The following is a 15,432-nucleotide window of genomic DNA, read 5'->3' as shown; positions in this document are numbered from 1 at the left end:
CTTTATACGTCTTTGTTGTTCATTTTATTGATGATGGCCATGGCCTGAGTAACCAGACTGGCGGCTTCGGTGCTGCTGTCTGGCAACAGTACAATGGATGACTCTTTGGCGATGGCTTGTTTGGCTTCAATGGCTTTGGTCGCCAGATCCAGCTGAATGGCTTTCTGCCCTTGCTCGGTATCTGCTGCCTCACCCACTTTGCGTAATGCTTCAGCCTGCGCTTCTGCAACCGCAAGAATGGCCTGCGCTTCACCTTCTGCTTTTAACACCTGTTCGGCCTTATCGGCTTCGGCTGCCAGTACTACCGATGCTTTTGCACCTTCCGCGCGGTTAATGGCGGCTTGTCTGTCGCCTTCTGATTCGAGGATCTGTGCGCGTTTCACCCGTTCCGCTTTCATCTGTGCTTCCATGGCTTCCATTACGGAATTAGGCGGCACGATATCTTTGATTTCGTAACGAAGTACCTGAATACCCCAGGGGCCACTGGCTTCGTTAATTGACGTAACAATGTTGGTATTTAACTGGTCACGCTCTTCAAAGGTTTTGTCCAGTTCCATTTTGCCCAGCTCAGAGCGCATGGTGGTTTGAGCAAGCTGAGTGACAGCAAAAACGTAGTCGTCGACACCATAGGTTGCTTTATAGGGATCAAGTACCCGGAAGTACAGCACGCCGTCGACATGCAGTGAAATATTATCTTTGGTAATGGCGCTTTGCTCGGGCACATCCACCGCTTGCTCTTTAAGGGAGCGGTCGGCTGCAACGCGGTCGATGAAAGGCACAATAAAGTTTAATCCAGCCTCTTTGGTGGACTGGTATTTACCAAAGCGTTCTATAACGTAAGCGCGGTTTTGTGGCACAAATTTGATGGATGATTTAATTAAAATCACCACCAGAATAAGAATAAACAACTGGGGGATGAGGATATTGTCGAGTAATACTTCCATGATTTACAGCCTCTGTTTAGGTTGACCTCCTGAGCTTAGCGCAACTAATACAAACTTAGTACTTTCCAATTGTTTCAAGGCGTAACAATAATTAGCTGCTGACTATTCGGCGTCTTTTACCTGTAATAAGTCCCACTTATTGCCGTAGAGATCCTTAAATATTGCTACGGTGCCGTAGGCTTCATCCCGGGGTGTTTCGGTAAATTTAACGCCCTTACTCAGCATAAACTCGTAGTCCCGCCAGAAATCGTTGGTCTGTAACACAAACAACACCTGATCGCCGGCCTGATTGCCTACGGCTACTTTATCCATGGTCGTTTTGGCCAGATGCAGCATTATGCCGGTACTGGAAAGCCCCGGGGGATGAAGTAAGACCCAGCGTAACCCCTTTTTGTATTCTTCATTGGCGATAAGCTCAAAGTTGAGCACTTCGGTAAAAAACGTAATCGCTTCATCGTAATTTTTAACCAGAACACTGACCGCATTAAGACTTTGGATTCGTTCTGTCATCCTCTGCTCCCTGTGCTGACACCTGAAATGAAAACCGCTGCATCAATAACCTGACAGAAAAAAGCATATTTGACCAGTATTTGTACTGAGATTGTACTATCAGGCACATGCTTGTTTCGGCTCATGTTTTTATTGTTTTACTGGCACTACTGGTTTTACCAGATTGCTGCCTGCATTTTTTTAAGAGCAGGCATACGCGGTTACATTGTTTTCTGCATAGCGGGCAGCTAAAAGAAAAGGCGGCGCAATGGAGTGACCGTTTGATTTAAGGTTATGTCTTTATTAATTTACCATACGCCAGCGTATCCATTGTCCTGGCTGGAATTCTGAGCAAAATTGTTGTCGCTGAAGATGTCACCAATACGGACATTTTTATTTGTTTTTGTAAAACTATCAGGCTAAAAAATTGACCGTTTTTACTGATTCCTATTCAACTGATGCATGTCAATGTTAATTACCGTCAATGCCGCTACAGTTGTACCATCAGCCGAACTTTGTTATATCTAAAAAAGACCCTGCAACCAAAATAAAAACAATAAGTTCAGCGTTGCCTTAGAAAAGTTTTTCTAGCTCAATTTTCAACCGTTCACGGAGGAAAAGGCAATGGCCATTTCTGTCGATACCCTAGCAAAATATGGCATCTATGATGCCTCTGAAATAATTTATAACCCCAGTTACGAGCAATTGTTTGCCGAAGAAACCCGTGAAGACCTGACCGGTTACGAGCGTGGCGTGGTTACCGAATCCGGTGCCGTGTCAGTAAGTACTGGCGTGTTTACCGGCCGCTCACCCAAAGACAAGTACATTGTTATGGATGAGGTGAGCAAAGAGCACATGTGGTGGAACAGCGAAGCTGCTCGCAACGACAACAAACCCATTAGCCCTGAAGTGTGGGCCGACCTGAAAGAACTGGTTGGTAAACAATTATCAGGCAAGCGCTTGTTTGTGGTTGATACCTTTTGCGGTGCCAACGAAAGCTCTCGTTTAAAAGTACGGTTTGTGATGGAAGTGGCCTGGCAGGCGCACTTCGTTAAGAATATGTTTATTCGTCCAACCGAGGAAGAATTGGCCAACTTCGGTGAGCCGGATTTTGTGGTGCTTAACGGCTCCAAAACCAGCAACCCGAAATGGCAGGAACATGGCATGAACTCTGAGGTGTTCACCGTGTTTAATATGACCGAGAAAATGCAGGTTATTGGCGGTACCTGGTACGGCGGCGAAATGAAGAAAGGTATGTTCGCCATGATGAATTACTACCTGCCGCTTAATAACATGGCCTCTATGCACTGCTCAGCCAACATGGGCGAAGACGGTGACGTAGCGATTTTCTTTGGCTTATCCGGCACCGGTAAAACCACTCTGTCCACCGATCCAAAACGTCGCCTGATTGGTGATGATGAGCACGGCTGGGACGAAAACGGTGTGTTTAACTTTGAGGGCGGCTGTTACGCTAAGACCATTAATCTGGATCCTGAGAGCGAACCGGATATTTACCATGCTATCCGTCGTGACGCGCTGCTGGAAAACGTGACCGTTGATGACAACGGCGTAGTGGATTACGACGATAACTCTGTTACCGAAAACACCCGTGTGTCATACCCTATTCACCACATTGAGAACATCGTGAAGCCGGTGTCTAAAGGTGGTCACGCAAGCAAGGTTATTTTCTTAACCGCTGATGCCTTTGGGGTATTACCGCCTGTTTCTAAACTGGATCCAGCGCAAACTCAGTATCACTTCCTGTCAGGCTTTACCGCAAAACTGGCTGGTACTGAGCGTGGTATTACCGAACCAACGCCAACCTTCTCAGCTTGTTTTGGTAAAGCGTTCTTAACGCTGCACCCTACTAAGTACGGCGAAGAGCTGGTGGCAAAAATGGATAAAGTGGGCGCGACCGCTTACCTGGTTAACACCGGCTGGAACGGCACTGGCAAACGTATCTCAATTAAAGATACCCGCGCTATCATCGACCGTATTTTAGACGGCTCTATTGAAGAAGCGGAATGTCAGACGCTGCCTATCTTTAATCTGCAGGTGCCAAAAGAATTACCAGGTGTTGATACCGGTATTCTTGATCCTCGTGATACTTACGATAGCGCTGATGAATGGCAGGAAAAAGCCACTAAACTGGCCGAACTGTTTATCGAAAACTTTGCGCAATTTGCGGTTAACGATAAAGGTCGCGCACTGGTAGAAGCGGGTCCTCAGCTTTAAAGCGCCCGCAAAATCTGATAATCAAAAGGCCGCTTTGCGGCCTTTTTTGTGCGCGTTCAACATCCGTTTAACCACAGTGACTGTCGCCTGCTCCGAGTTTACCTAAAACCGTGCCACTTCCCCAGTCGTCGAATCGCCTCTTTCTGTTTACGGTGGCTGGACGGCACTCTATGCCCATGCGGTTCGGCATGATTATGCTTTAATTAAAAATTGTCAGTACACTACACGTGTAAAATCAAACCTCTGTGCGGATTAATGGTATGGACAGGTGGGGAGAGATCAAATGACATAGTGCCTTTTCTCTGAGAGAATTAGTCACAATGCAAACAGCATTTTCCCCCACGTACACGCAAAAGGACCTACTTTTGAATAAAAGTGACCAAATAGTAACAATTCAGGATTTTCAACGACTTTTACAGACAGGACTTCATTCGCTCAATACCGGCCAATTTGAAAATGCCAAACAGGCTGTAAACAATGCATTGTCTATCAATCCCGATTCGACGCAAGCGAACTTTTTAGCAGGTCTGGTGGAAAATGCTTTGAACAATCACAGCGAAGCGCTGAAATCGTTTAGCAATGTACTAAAGTACGACCCTAAAAACTGTGCTGTTTGGGTACATATCGCCGATTTAAAATCGGGTTTCGGGGAGTTTTCAGAGGCCGAAAAAGCGCTAGAGAAAGCGGTTGAGTATGATGACGGCAGTCCGAACTTAAAGCAAATGGTAGGCTTAGTAAATTCAAAACTGATGAAATATCAAGATGCACTTGATTGGTATCAAAAGGCCACCCATCAACAGCCTAACAATATTGGCTTTTTACTGAATCAGGCTACCTGCCTGATGTACTTGGGAAAAATAGATGAAGCGGAAGAGGTGTTAGTATCCATTATTAAAATCCAACCTGCAATTGCGAGTGCACACTGGTTACTGTCAGGCTTGCGAAAAACGAAGGATCAGCAACACGTCACGCAAATGAAATCGCTGATGCAGTCTTTTTGTTTCACACCAAATGACCTTGCATATTTCCATTATGCGTGTGGAAAAGAATATGAGGATTTAGAACAATGGGATGAGGCGTTTAATTCATTTACAGCAGCTGCCGCCTCAAAACGAACATCCATCAAATATGATGAATCTTTAGAACAAGAAATGTATGACTATTTGCTGGCTACCTGCACCGAAGAATGGCTGAAAGATGGCCCCGATGGTTATCCGGACGAGTCTCCCATATTCATAATTGGAGAACCACGTTCGGGTACATCTTTGGTAGAACACATTATTAGCGCACATTCACAGATAAGTTCAGCGGGAGAACTCAAAAACCTGCTTTACTGTATCAACCAACTTTCAAATACCGTTGGCGAACATGATCTTACCCCACAGTTAGCAATGCGAGCGACTAATTGTGAGCCTTTTCTTTTAGGCGAAGCATATATGAATAGCGTCAAACGAGTGAGAGGCAACACTGCGCATTTTGTTGATAAATTGCCTAGTAATTTTCTTTTTTTGCCGCTTATCCTCAAAATTTTACCTAAGGCAAAAATCATCCATCTACGCAGGGATCCAATGGACACCTGTTTTTCCGGGTTTAAACAGTTGTTTACCCAAGCGTATGCATACTCATACGATCAATCCGAGATAGCAAGACATCATGCTAGATACCTTTATATGATGGAAGCCTGGCGCACGCGTTTTGGGAAACGATTTCTGGAAATTAAATATGAGGAACTAGCCATGAACTTTGAGATCAACGCACATAAAATCATTGAGTACCTGGAACTGGATTGGGATGATAATTGTTTGCGATTTTTCGAACAATCAACGCCGGTTAGCACGGCAAGTTCAGTGCAAGTGCGACAACCAGTCAATACGAAATCTATTGGTCGCTGGAGAAAATATGAAAATCATCTTCAACCTATGGTTCAAGAACTTAATAAGCATCAGCCAAAGTGAGAAAATAAAGGTTACCTTCGGTCAGTGATTTTTCACTTGGCGCTCGGTTCAAAACGGAGGAGCTTAAAGGAGAGCTCAAAGCTCAAAGAGAAGCTCAAAGAGACAGTCACTTACTAGACTGTCACTTACTAGACTCAGGTCCAGTTGGATTTTGTCTATGTGCTGGCACAATGACTACACTATTTTTCTAATTTAAGTGAAGCTTTGTGCCCAGACCACGTAAAAGCCTTATCAACCTTTCTGATACCCCTTACTATCACTGTGTTTCCCGCTGTGTTCGACGGGCGTATTTATGTGGTGAAGATAATCAGAAAGGCAAGAGCTACGAGCATCGCCGGCAGTGGGTAGAAGACCGACTACTGTTTTTGGCAGAGGTGTTTTGTGTTGACGTGTGTGCCTATGCAGTAATGAGCAACCATACTCATGTAGTTTTACGCATTAATAAACAAAGGGCCAATTCGTTCAGTGCTAAAGATATCATTAAGCGGTGGCATCGGCTTTACAAAGGCATGTTGTTGTCGCAACGGTATATTGACGACGCTGAATCGACTACGTTGTCTAAAGCAGAAATTGAAACGGTAAATAACCTGGCTGAAGTTTACCGTAAGCGACTCTACGATATCAGCTGGTTTATGCGGTTGCTTAACGAGTACATCGCCCGTCGAGCCAATAAAGAAGATGATTGTACCGGTCATTTCTGGGAAGGGCGGTTTAAATCACAGGCACTCTTAGATGAAGCTTCTCTAGCCGCCTGTATGGCATATGTTGACTTAAATCCCGTACGCGCCTGTTTGGCTAATACCCCTGAAGAATCCAACCACACAAGTATTCAAAAACGCATCAATGCGGCCAAATCGAACAAACAACCAAAACAACTACTTCCATTTACAGGCAACACGCGTAACAACATGCCCGACGGCCTGCCTTTTCAATTAGAAGAGTATATTGCGCTAGTTGAACTCTCAGGCCGCTATATACATCCCAGCAGACCAGGCAAAATCGATGAGTCCGTATCACCTATCCTGAGCCGGGTTGGGTTAGCGCACTGTGATTGGAACAAGATGATAACCGGTATCGAAACAGTTTTTAAATCATCGGTCAGCATTGATAAACTACAAAATCAACGCCGGAAACACACTGGCTTCGGCTAAAGCATGACAAAGCTAATAAGCCAACATCAGTATTCATCATGACTCTCCACTCCATATTGCCAGGCACTGAGCGCTTTGGTACCACCGCCTGGACTCAATCTTACCCGTTTTTATGGGGTATTTGCGGCAAATGCCAATGTACGTGACAGAAGTGACTGCTTCTCAGCGAGGAAAGAATAGTCCTCGCTTAGCAGTGCTTGAGAATGATTCTGATACGCCTTACCATGCCCGGAGCATGTCGTGGGCGCAAAGGTTGAAGAGAGTGTTCAATATTGATATTACCATTTGCGAGGCTTGCACAAAGACGAATGTCAAGATAATCGCCAGCATTACAGCGCCTGCAACCATCCAAAAGATATTAACACATTTGGATGAACAAGACTCAGCGATTACCGCCAATTCGTGCAGAGCGCCACCACTTATTGGGTTAACACAAATAACAACAATTGACGATTACGTTATTCAAAGAGATTTCAACTTTGGCGCTTAAGAGCCCCATCACCTATTGAGCTTGAACATTAACTTGTTGATGCACGACCTTTGACACATAACGAAAAATATTTCAGAACCAATAGTCAGCGCTGTTGGGGAATTGATGGATATTTAGTCCACTTCTTTTTTGCAAAACGTCAATTTGCAGTACACGAAACAAGCCTTTAATTCAGCTGTCATCGCGGGTAGTAAATAGCGTTAATTTTTCTTATACTCCCTCTCTGGCTACTGGTCGCTACGCCGGACAATTTTAACTTCACCAACAGCTATGCTGGCCAGCCATTTGTCGGTGCTATCCGTGAGTTTACACCGAAGATATACTTTGACCCGGCGAATCCTGCTGCTGGCGTGATTGACGTCACAATTAACACGCAAAGTATCACAACGAACAACAAGGACTGGGACGGCACCATCAAAGGAAGCCAGTGGTTCTCAACAGCAGACTTTCCCAGTGCGCATTACCTGAGCAGTAATATTCATACTGAAGACGGTAAGTTCATTGCGCATGGCGAACTGACGCTGAAAGGCACTACTAAACCGATTACCGTCGTATTTAACTGGCAGGAAGAAAATGGCATCGCTAAGTTTACTGGCTCTGCAACCATCGACCGACGCGAGTTCGAAATAGGCAGCGGCAGTTGGGCCACCAACGAAAGCGTGGCTTATGAGGTAGTATTGGATATCGATTTGCAGCTCAGGAAACAATGAAATTCTAGTTCCGACGCCGCTATCAAATATCGCTAGCACAGTTTTTTCAAGGTTCGGACGAAGTTCATCTGTCTGTAAGGCTTTTTATGCTAAATCTTATAGGCTTGGCATTAGCCTTATAGTCACACCTTTTCGATTTTCTATCAAAAACTAATGTCAGTTTTTTTTACAGACAAAGTAAGTAATTCGCTCAAAAAAACATCAAACTATTGAATATTAAGTTTTATTTATTTATGGCGCGATTCCTGCTCGTTCGAAAAAAGTATAATTATGTACTTAATTACGCGAAGAGCGTATACCTATAGAATTCGCCAGCAGTGTTTAAGCAAATTCATAAAATAGTATTTCATCATATTTCAAAGGATTAGGGCTATGTCAATGTTACGAAAAATAAGTAAAGCAGTATTACTCACAACTTGCCTGGTTTCCGGTGCACAGGCTACCCCTATCACATATCTTGGCGCAGATGACAGTGTGTCTTCTTTGTCCGATATGGTTAATTCCGTCGCCGCTATGAACGATTTTCTTTCAGTAGCGGGAGCATTGGATGTTGTTGATTTTGAGTCAGCGATTCCGCCTGATGTTACTATCTCAGGGGGATCTGTTGTATCCTCAAATTGTGGCGCACTTTGCGGCTTTAACACCACCGCCGGTGGGAGTTTCTGGACAGAGGTATTTGGTGGTTCAGTTACCTTTACTTTTTCCGATCCGGTAGACGCGTTCGGCTTTTTTGTCAGCGGTTTACAAACAGACCTTGTTCCACTACAGACAATTACTTATACAGATGGCAGTAATGCGCAACAATTTATTGATATGCCATCATCCACAGGTGGAGGCGGTGCATTCGTCGGTTTTATTGATTATGGTGAGTTAATATCAAGCGTTACCTTCGATGCGACAAATGACATTCTGGCATTTGATGATCTGTTATTTGGCCAATCTGCTTCAAACCCCGGCAATCCGACTCCCCCGACATCAGTTCCTGCACCTGCAACCTTTCTGCTTTTACTGGCGTCACTGATAGGCTTTAGAAAATATTCGAAGAATATCTTTAAGTCATAATCTTGGTCTGCAGTGCATAAGACGCACTGATCATTAGTAACGATGATTCTGCGGTTTAAGAAGTAAAACGAATTCCGGAGCAATGCGCTCCGGAGATTTTTATGTTTAAGCAGACAGGCCCATCTTCTCCAGCTTTTCAACCAGCAAAATACGCAACTCATCCGCCGGCAGCGCTTTACTGTAGTAGTAACCCTGATACTCCTGGCCGTTAAGAGAACGGACAAACTCCAGCTGTTCCTCGGTTTCAATACCTTCGGTGGTGACCTGCAGATTAAGGATTTGCGCCAGCGCTATCGCTGATTTTACTATCGCTGCATCCTGTTCATTCAGTACCGCTTCAGTCATAAAGCTCTTGTCTATTTTCAGTCGATCGATGGGGAAACGTCGCAGTTGAGCCAGGTTGGAATAGCCGGTACCAAAATCATCGATGGAAATCGACACACCAATTTCGCGAAGCTGAGACATCACTTCCTGCGCGTAATTCGGATCTTTTACCAGTGTGCTCTCGGTAAGTTCCTGCTCGAGTCTGCGGGCGGTGAGTCCTGTTGTTTCAAGGACTTCCTTAACGGTATTAATAAATCCCCGATGCCCCAGCTGCATTGCTGAAATATTCACTGCAATCGGTAAAGGCTGATTGTGCTCCCGCAACGCCGATGTGGGCTATTTTGTTACACCCAACTGGCAGATTGGCGGTGGCTTGATTTATGAAAACGCCAATAGGCGTACTTACAACGGTTCCGTTTCTGACAGTCAACTCACCGCTCGCGTGTTTGGCCGTTATACTAATATTGCCGGTGGTGAAGGGTGGGATTTGACCATGGAGTCACTGGTTAACGATTCCACCCGACTGGAAATGGCAGGCCGGTATTTCTTCAATCGCCGTTTTAGCGCCGGGGTGAGCTATATCACCGAGTTTGCTGATGATGATATATACACCAATGATGATATTGGCCAGTTAACCGTTGATTACTGGTTTAATTCTGCCTGGTCGGTACAAGCTGGCGCCGGAATTTATGTTGGGGGAGAAGACTCGGGCCTTGCCTCATTAACGCTGGCAACATCACTGCGCTTTTAGGCCTATCTATTCACGGGCAACAAAGCTAATCGCCTGTTGCCCGTTACCTGTCGATTGTTGTCTTGCCACCGTAGCGGTAGTTGTATACTTTGCAGGTCAGGGTAAACAAAACCAATCGGTGAAAAATCAATGCAATTTAAACAACACCTTAAATGTCTGCTGGTCCTGGTGGCCATGGCTTTGCCCGTAGGCGCGCAAGCTACGGATACTAACGCCGAAGCTGCGCCAAAACGTTTTATCACCGAGCACAAAGGCCAGTTTAACGGTCAAAAAGTCAGTTATAACGCCGTGGCCGGCGAAACCTTTCTGCGTGACCTTAAAGGTGCGCCCAAGGCCAGCATTTTCTCGTTTGCTTACTTAAAAGAAAATGCCAAACCGTCTCAGCGACCGGTTACCTTTGTATGGAATGGTGGTCCGGGCTCAGCTTCAGTCTGGTTGCACATGAGCGGACTGGGGCCTGCCTATGTGTCTGTCCCTTCCGATGCATCGCACCCGGGATTACCGCCATACCAGCCTGAGGCGTCATCTGCTTCGGTAATGGATGTGACCGATTTGGTGTTTATCGACCCGGTTGGTACCGGCTTTTCCCGCGCGCTGGGTGAGCATGAAGGCAAAGCTTTCTGGGGGTTAAAAGAAGACGCTCAGTCGATGGCGGAGTTTATCCGTACCTGGATGACAGAGAATAACCGTTGGGGCTCGCCGGTTTTTATTCTGGGTGAAAGTTATGGCACCACACGCGCAGCTTACGTGGCTAATATTCTGCAAAAGTCCATGAAGATCAATGTTAATGGCCTGGTGTTTGTGTCGCAGGCGCTGGATTATCAGGGGTCTTCACCGTATATTCCGGATAATATTATTTCCTTTGTAACCTATCTTCCTACCATGGCCGCGACGGCACTTTATCATCACAAAGTAACACCGGCTGAGCAAAACCAGACGGCATTTTTGGCCGAAGCCCGTCGTTTTGCTATGGACGAACTGTTACCGGGCTTATTCGCGGGTAACCGTCTTGCCCCGGACCAGCGTACCTATTTGGCAGAGCGTCTGGCCTATTTTACCGGATTAAATCAGGACTATATTGAGCGCGCAGACCTGCGTATCAGCGCCCGGAGATTTGCCAAGGAGCTATTGCGCAACGAAAGTAAAACAGTGGGCTTGCTGGATGCCCGCTACCTGGGTGATGAGCGCGACGATATTGCCGATGCAACCAAACGGGATGCCGCCTCAGATAGCCTGGCGGCAGCGTTTAACAGCGCGCTGCAGGTGCATATGCACAACAGTTTACAGGTGAACTGGGAACGCCAGTACCTGTCGCCGGCAGACCCTAATCTGAGTCGCAACTGGCGCTATCGCACCACGAAAGACGGCTCATCCTGGGAACCTTCTTACGTGAACACCGCCAGAGAGTTGTCGGAAGCTCTCCGAATTAACCCTCAGCTCGATGTGTTGGTGGCGTCAGGTTACTATGATTTAGTCACGCCATTTTTTGACGCCGAATATACGCTTAACCGCCATGGCATTAACAGTGAGCAAATCTGGTACAGCTATTATGAGGGCGGCCACATGATGTATGTGAACGGCGAGGCCAGAATACAGTTGTTCAATGATATTCGCAGCTTTATTGAAGGGCATACTCCCACCAATAAATAGCGCGGATTCGGCTATGATACCGTGACGCGTAAAGGCACATCAGGGGATTTTTCAGGTATCATAGCGAAGTTATCAAATACGGGGCAGGTGCAGGAGTGTTTATGGTCGATTTAAGTCCTTACGAGGGAATCGTGTTCGATATGGATGGCACGCTGATTGATTCGATGCCAGGGCATATGGAGGCGTGGAAAGTCACCTGCGAACGTTACGGTTATCCCTTTGATGCCCATTACATGAATTCGTTGGGGGGCGTGCCCACCTGGCAAACGGTAATCGTACTAAACAATAAGTTTGGCATGCAAAACGACCCTACTGAAGTGGCCCGATTTAAGCGCGAGACCTGGGAATCCATGGAGCTTGAACCCGTCCTGATTGCATCTACTATGGCGGTGTTTGAGCATTACCGGCCAACCATGGCGATTGGCATTGGTACAGGGGCTGAGCGCTTGCAGGCCGAACACTTGCTCGCCGCAAAAGGGCTGCTAAACCGGATTGATACCCTGGTGACCGCTACCGATGTTTCTCGCGGTAAACCGCATCCTGAAACTTTTTTAACCGTGGCCCAGCAAATGGGGATTGAGCCGGCTAAATGCGTCGTATTTGAAGACACCGCTATTGGAAAGCAGGCCGCCGCTGCTGCCGGTATGGATTGTATTATGGTTAAAAATGGCGAAATCCAGATTTAACTTTCTGCTTTAAGCGCTGAAATGCCATTACCCTTCGGGGATTCAGCGTGTTTACATTTAAAAAGGCGATGTCAAAGCGGGCATCGCTACTCAGCAAGGACTATCTATGACAATGCCCAGCGCCACTATCCGCGCTTTCGGTGAGCTAAGTGATGCGACACCGGTTGAAAAAGTCACCCTGAAAAACCGACACCATATCGAAGTGGATGTTATTAGTCTGGGAGGCATTATTACCCGTATTCTGACGCCGGATGCCGATGGGCAATCGGACAATATTGTGTATGGTTTGGAAACCCTGGCCGACTACGAACAAGATGGCGCCTATCTTGGGGCGCTGGTTGGCCGTTATGCTAACCGCATTAGCGGCGGTAAGTTTAGCCTTGACGGGGTAGATTATGCGTTAGCAACCAATAACGGTAGTAATCATTTACATGGGGGCGAACAGGGCTTTAATAAAAAAGTCTGGCAGATGACCCCATTCGCCACACAAAATAGTGCGGGCGTGATCCTCAAACTGGTAAGTCCGGATGGCGATCAGGGATATCCCGGTGAGTTGTCTGTGGAAGTCACCTATACCCTGACCGACGATAACACGCTGGATATGCAGTTTGTGGCTACCACTAATAAACCAACTATCGTAAACCTGACCCAGCACTCTTACTTTAACCTTGCCGGTACCGGCTCTGTACTTGACCATGAGCTACAGCTCAACAGCCAGTTTATTACGCCAGTAGACAACAATATTATTCCATGTGCTGAACTCATGGCGGTGGCTGACACACCATTTGATTTTACCACGCCGAAAACCATCGGCCGTGACATAGACACTCAGCATGAGCAACTGCTGCTGGGTAGTGGCTATGATCACAACTATGTCTTAAAAACTGAGGCCAGTCCGGCATTAGCAGAAGCGGCATGCGTGTATGAACCCACTTCCGGACGGGTACTGAAAGTACTGACCGATGCGCCGGGGATACAATTCTATACAGCGAATTTCCTGGCCGCAGAGACCAGCGGAACTGGTCAGGAGCATCATCGCCGTGGTGCATTTTGCCTGGAGCCACAGTGCTTCCCTGATACGCCAAACCGGGCAGACTTCCCCTCGGCAACGCTGTTGCCGGGCGAGCAGTACTCCACCCGTATCGTGTACGCTTTTGGGGTGAGATAAAGCCATCATCCAACTTAAAGCCGGTGCCGAATTGTGTACCGGCTTTCGTTAGCTTAAATATTCGTGGCTACTGATTTTATGTGGTTTTGCTGTTACGCTTAAAGCAGTTTAGTGTTATCCAGGGAAAGGCATGGGCCATTACTTTAAAGCCTCTTTTATTCTTACCGCTGTGGTTGTCTTTGTGACTGGCTGTGTAATCAATGTTACGCCAGCGAATCTTATTTATCAGTCGGCCAAAACTGAAAAGCTCGATCTCACCCGTTTTAAAGAACAGGCGTTTAAGGATAATTTATCGGTTGCCCTTAAGGCAGTTAGCTTAACCAGTCAGGATGGCCACAAACTGCGTGGTGTCCAGGCTATCTACGAGGATGCCAGGGCGAACATTTTACTGTTTGGTGGTAATGGCATGACCATCAATCAATCTGCCAATATTGTGCATCGTTTTGGCGCGATCCCGGCTAATGTTATCTGGTTTGATTATCCTGGTGCCGGTATCAGCGATAAACCCGCTAAACTCGATCCCGAAGCCATGCTGGCCGATGCCCTGGCGGTATATGATTTTGCCGCAAACACCTTGCGTAACGATAAACCTTTCATCGTGCATGGTATTGAACTGGGTACGGCGGTGGCGGCTAATATTGCTCTCGAACGTGCACCCGATGGTGTCGTGCTGGAAGGGCCCATTGTGAATCTTTCGCAACTACTTAACGACAACTCGCCAGGCTGGTCTGACTGGTTTACGCGGATTAAACTTTCACCCAAACTGGCGGCAGTGGATAATGCTTATCAGGTTGGAAGCTACAAAGGGCCGTTGTTAATCATGGTCGGAGAGAATGATTTAACCACGCCGCCTAAGTACAGCCAGATTTTGTATAAGGTATCGCCCTCGAGCAATAAAAAGCTGGTTGTGGTAGAGGGAGTGGGCCACAACAAACTGATGAGAAGTCCGATAACCCAGGACGCTTATAAAAGCTTTATCCAAAGTTTGTAAGCAAACCAGGTCGTTTGGCTGCCTGTCTTTATTGTGTATAAGAAACTAGTGAGAAGGGGTATCAACACGATACAATAGCGCTTCTGTTTACTGTTTCGACGGCCTGGTTTTGCATAATTCTGTTTTAGCCCTGCGACAGCGAGAGCTGCTTCATTCTACCCGCCCTTTCCTCGCTCGTGGAGGTAAAGTCGTACGCTGTGAGGCTTGCTTATTGCCAACCCCTCATTGCATTTGTGCTCATGTCCCCGCACCTGTGGCCGACAGTGTGTTTGTTTTTTTAATGTATAAGGGTGAATGTTACAAACCCACCAACACTGGCCGTTTAATAGCCGATGTGGCTAAAACAAACTATGCCTTTACCTGGCATCGCACCGAGCCCGCCACTGAGTTTATGCAGCTGTTGGAAAATAACCGCTATCAGCCTTTTATCATTTTTCCTCATGAGTATGCTGAACCTGAGCGACGTGCTTATGCGGTTGCTGATAATGGTAAACGGCCGCTGTTTATCATGTTGGATGGCACCTGGCGTGAAGCGCGTAAAATGTTTCGCAAAAGTGAGTACCTGCAGGGCATCCCGGTACTGGGGATTCAGCCTCAGATGAATTCGGAATATAAACTTAGAGAGGCCGCCCATGCACATCAGTTGTGTACCGCTGAAGTCGGCGTTGAAGTGCTGAATATGGCCGGAGAAACACAGGCTGCTGCAACCCTTGGCCACTATTTTAATGTGTTCCGGCATTTCTATGTTAAAGGCAAGCCACACCTTACCGATCATCTTAGCGCCGCGGATTTAGGACTAAGTGAGTAATATAGTGTGGTGTGCGGT

General features: G+C 46.6%; 14 protein-coding genes. 11 read left to right on the top strand and 3 right to left on the bottom strand.

All coding sequences use genetic code 11. The annotated features are described in order from the left end of the window. Nucleotides 1-2: 2 nt before the first annotated feature. Both BFC17_RS00920 and BFC17_RS00915 read right to left on the bottom strand, forming a co-directional pair. Nucleotides 3-944: an SPFH domain-containing protein gene (locus BFC17_RS00920; RefSeq protein ID WP_070174587.1), complete on the bottom strand. Its 942-nt coding sequence runs from the start codon at nt 942-944 to the stop codon at nt 3-5. A 102-nt stretch (nt 945-1,046) separates the two neighbouring features. After that, on the bottom strand, nt 1,047-1,454 hold the full coding sequence (locus BFC17_RS00915; protein ID WP_070174586.1) for a VOC family protein: 408 nt from the start codon (nt 1,452-1,454) through the stop codon (nt 1,047-1,049). A gap of 603 nt (nt 1,455-2,057) precedes the next feature. Here BFC17_RS00915 and pckA point away from each other — a divergent pair. The 5 genes from pckA to BFC17_RS00885 all read left to right on the top strand — a co-directional run bounded on the left by pckA (nt 2,058) and on the right by BFC17_RS00885 (nt 9,036). Further along, a complete protein-coding gene (gene pckA, locus BFC17_RS00910) occupies nt 2,058-3,668 on the top strand; it encodes a phosphoenolpyruvate carboxykinase (ATP) (RefSeq protein ID WP_070174585.1) in 1,611 nt (536 codons plus the stop codon). Between the two features lie 365 nt (nt 3,669-4,033). After that, on the top strand, nt 4,034-5,623 hold the full coding sequence (locus tag BFC17_RS00905; RefSeq protein WP_175439507.1) for a tetratricopeptide repeat-containing sulfotransferase family protein: 1,590 nt from the start codon (nt 4,034-4,036) through the stop codon (nt 5,621-5,623). Nucleotides 5,624-5,829: 206 nt separating this feature from the next. Then, nucleotides 5,830-6,774 (top strand): transposase, encoded by a 945-nt coding sequence (locus tag BFC17_RS00900; RefSeq protein ID WP_070174584.1) that lies wholly within the window; start codon nt 5,830-5,832, stop codon nt 6,772-6,774. 684 nt (nt 6,775-7,458) lie between these two features. Beyond that, nucleotides 7,459-7,974, top strand: coding sequence for a YceI family protein (locus tag BFC17_RS00890; RefSeq protein WP_083271504.1), 516 nt, complete (start codon nt 7,459-7,461; stop codon nt 7,972-7,974). A gap of 372 nt (nt 7,975-8,346) precedes the next feature. After that, nucleotides 8,347-9,036: a PEP-CTERM sorting domain-containing protein gene (locus BFC17_RS00885; RefSeq protein WP_217494001.1), complete on the top strand. Its 690-nt coding sequence runs from the start codon at nt 8,347-8,349 to the stop codon at nt 9,034-9,036. 105 nt (nt 9,037-9,141) lie between these two features. Here the strand turns inward: BFC17_RS00885 and BFC17_RS00880 are convergent, their stop codons facing one another. Continuing rightward, nucleotides 9,142-9,651: an EAL domain-containing protein gene (locus tag BFC17_RS00880; protein WP_217494000.1), complete on the bottom strand. Its 510-nt coding sequence runs from the start codon at nt 9,649-9,651 to the stop codon at nt 9,142-9,144. A 19-nt stretch (nt 9,652-9,670) separates the two neighbouring features. On the opposite strand from BFC17_RS00880, the gene BFC17_RS00875 reads away from it, so the two are divergent. The 6 genes from BFC17_RS00875 (at nt 9,671) to BFC17_RS00850 (ending at nt 15,414) form a co-directional block, all read left to right on the top strand. Beyond that, nucleotides 9,671-10,111 carry a hypothetical protein gene (locus BFC17_RS00875; RefSeq protein WP_139141961.1) on the top strand — a complete coding sequence of 147 codons (441 nt, stop codon included), beginning with the start codon at nt 9,671-9,673 and terminating at the stop codon, nt 10,109-10,111. Nucleotides 10,112-10,240: 129 nt separating this feature from the next. Next, entirely contained in the window at nt 10,241-11,761 is a 1,521-nt protein-coding gene (locus BFC17_RS00870; RefSeq protein WP_070174579.1) for a S10 family peptidase, read from the top strand. Between the two features lie 101 nt (nt 11,762-11,862). After that, on the top strand, nt 11,863-12,447 hold the full coding sequence (locus tag BFC17_RS00865; protein WP_070174578.1) for a beta-phosphoglucomutase family hydrolase: 585 nt from the start codon (nt 11,863-11,865) through the stop codon (nt 12,445-12,447). Between the two features lie 106 nt (nt 12,448-12,553). After that, nucleotides 12,554-13,615: an aldose epimerase family protein gene (locus tag BFC17_RS00860; RefSeq protein WP_070174577.1), complete on the top strand. Its 1,062-nt coding sequence runs from the start codon at nt 12,554-12,556 to the stop codon at nt 13,613-13,615. A 130-nt stretch (nt 13,616-13,745) separates the two neighbouring features. Next, nucleotides 13,746-14,606, top strand: coding sequence for an alpha/beta hydrolase (locus BFC17_RS00855; RefSeq protein ID WP_070174576.1), 861 nt, complete (start codon nt 13,746-13,748; stop codon nt 14,604-14,606). A gap of 109 nt (nt 14,607-14,715) precedes the next feature. Beyond that, nucleotides 14,716-15,414 carry a tRNA-uridine aminocarboxypropyltransferase gene (locus tag BFC17_RS00850; RefSeq protein WP_070174575.1) on the top strand — a complete coding sequence of 233 codons (699 nt, stop codon included), beginning with the start codon at nt 14,716-14,718 and terminating at the stop codon, nt 15,412-15,414. Nucleotides 15,415-15,432: the final 18 nt, after the last annotated feature.

It is taken from the genome of Marisediminitalea lipolytica (assembly GCF_001758465.1).
Lineage (GTDB): Bacteria > Pseudomonadota > Gammaproteobacteria > Enterobacterales > Alteromonadaceae > Alteromonas > Alteromonas lipolytica.
This window is presented reverse-complemented; position numbering and strand designations above follow the sequence as displayed.

Excerpts from the sequence above, each read along its gene's own strand:
- BFC17_RS00920 (WP_070174587.1), bottom strand. The coding sequence starts at position 944 with ATGGAAGTATTACTCGACAATATCCTCATCCCCCAGTTGTTTATTCTT.
- BFC17_RS00915 (WP_070174586.1), bottom strand. The coding sequence starts at position 1,454 with ATGACAGAACGAATCCAAAGTCTTAATGCGGTCAGTGTTCTGGTTAAA.
- pckA (WP_070174585.1), top strand. The coding sequence starts at position 2,058 with ATGGCCATTTCTGTCGATACCCTAGCAAAATATGGCATCTATGATGCC.
- BFC17_RS00885 (WP_217494001.1), top strand. The coding sequence starts at position 8,347 with ATGTCAATGTTACGAAAAATAAGTAAAGCAGTATTACTCACAACTTGC.
- BFC17_RS00870 (WP_070174579.1), top strand. The coding sequence starts at position 10,241 with ATGCAATTTAAACAACACCTTAAATGTCTGCTGGTCCTGGTGGCCATG.
- BFC17_RS00865 (WP_070174578.1), top strand. The coding sequence starts at position 11,863 with ATGGTCGATTTAAGTCCTTACGAGGGAATCGTGTTCGATATGGATGGC.
- BFC17_RS00860 (WP_070174577.1), top strand. The coding sequence starts at position 12,554 with ATGACAATGCCCAGCGCCACTATCCGCGCTTTCGGTGAGCTAAGTGAT.
- BFC17_RS00855 (WP_070174576.1), top strand. The coding sequence starts at position 13,746 with ATGGGCCATTACTTTAAAGCCTCTTTTATTCTTACCGCTGTGGTTGTC.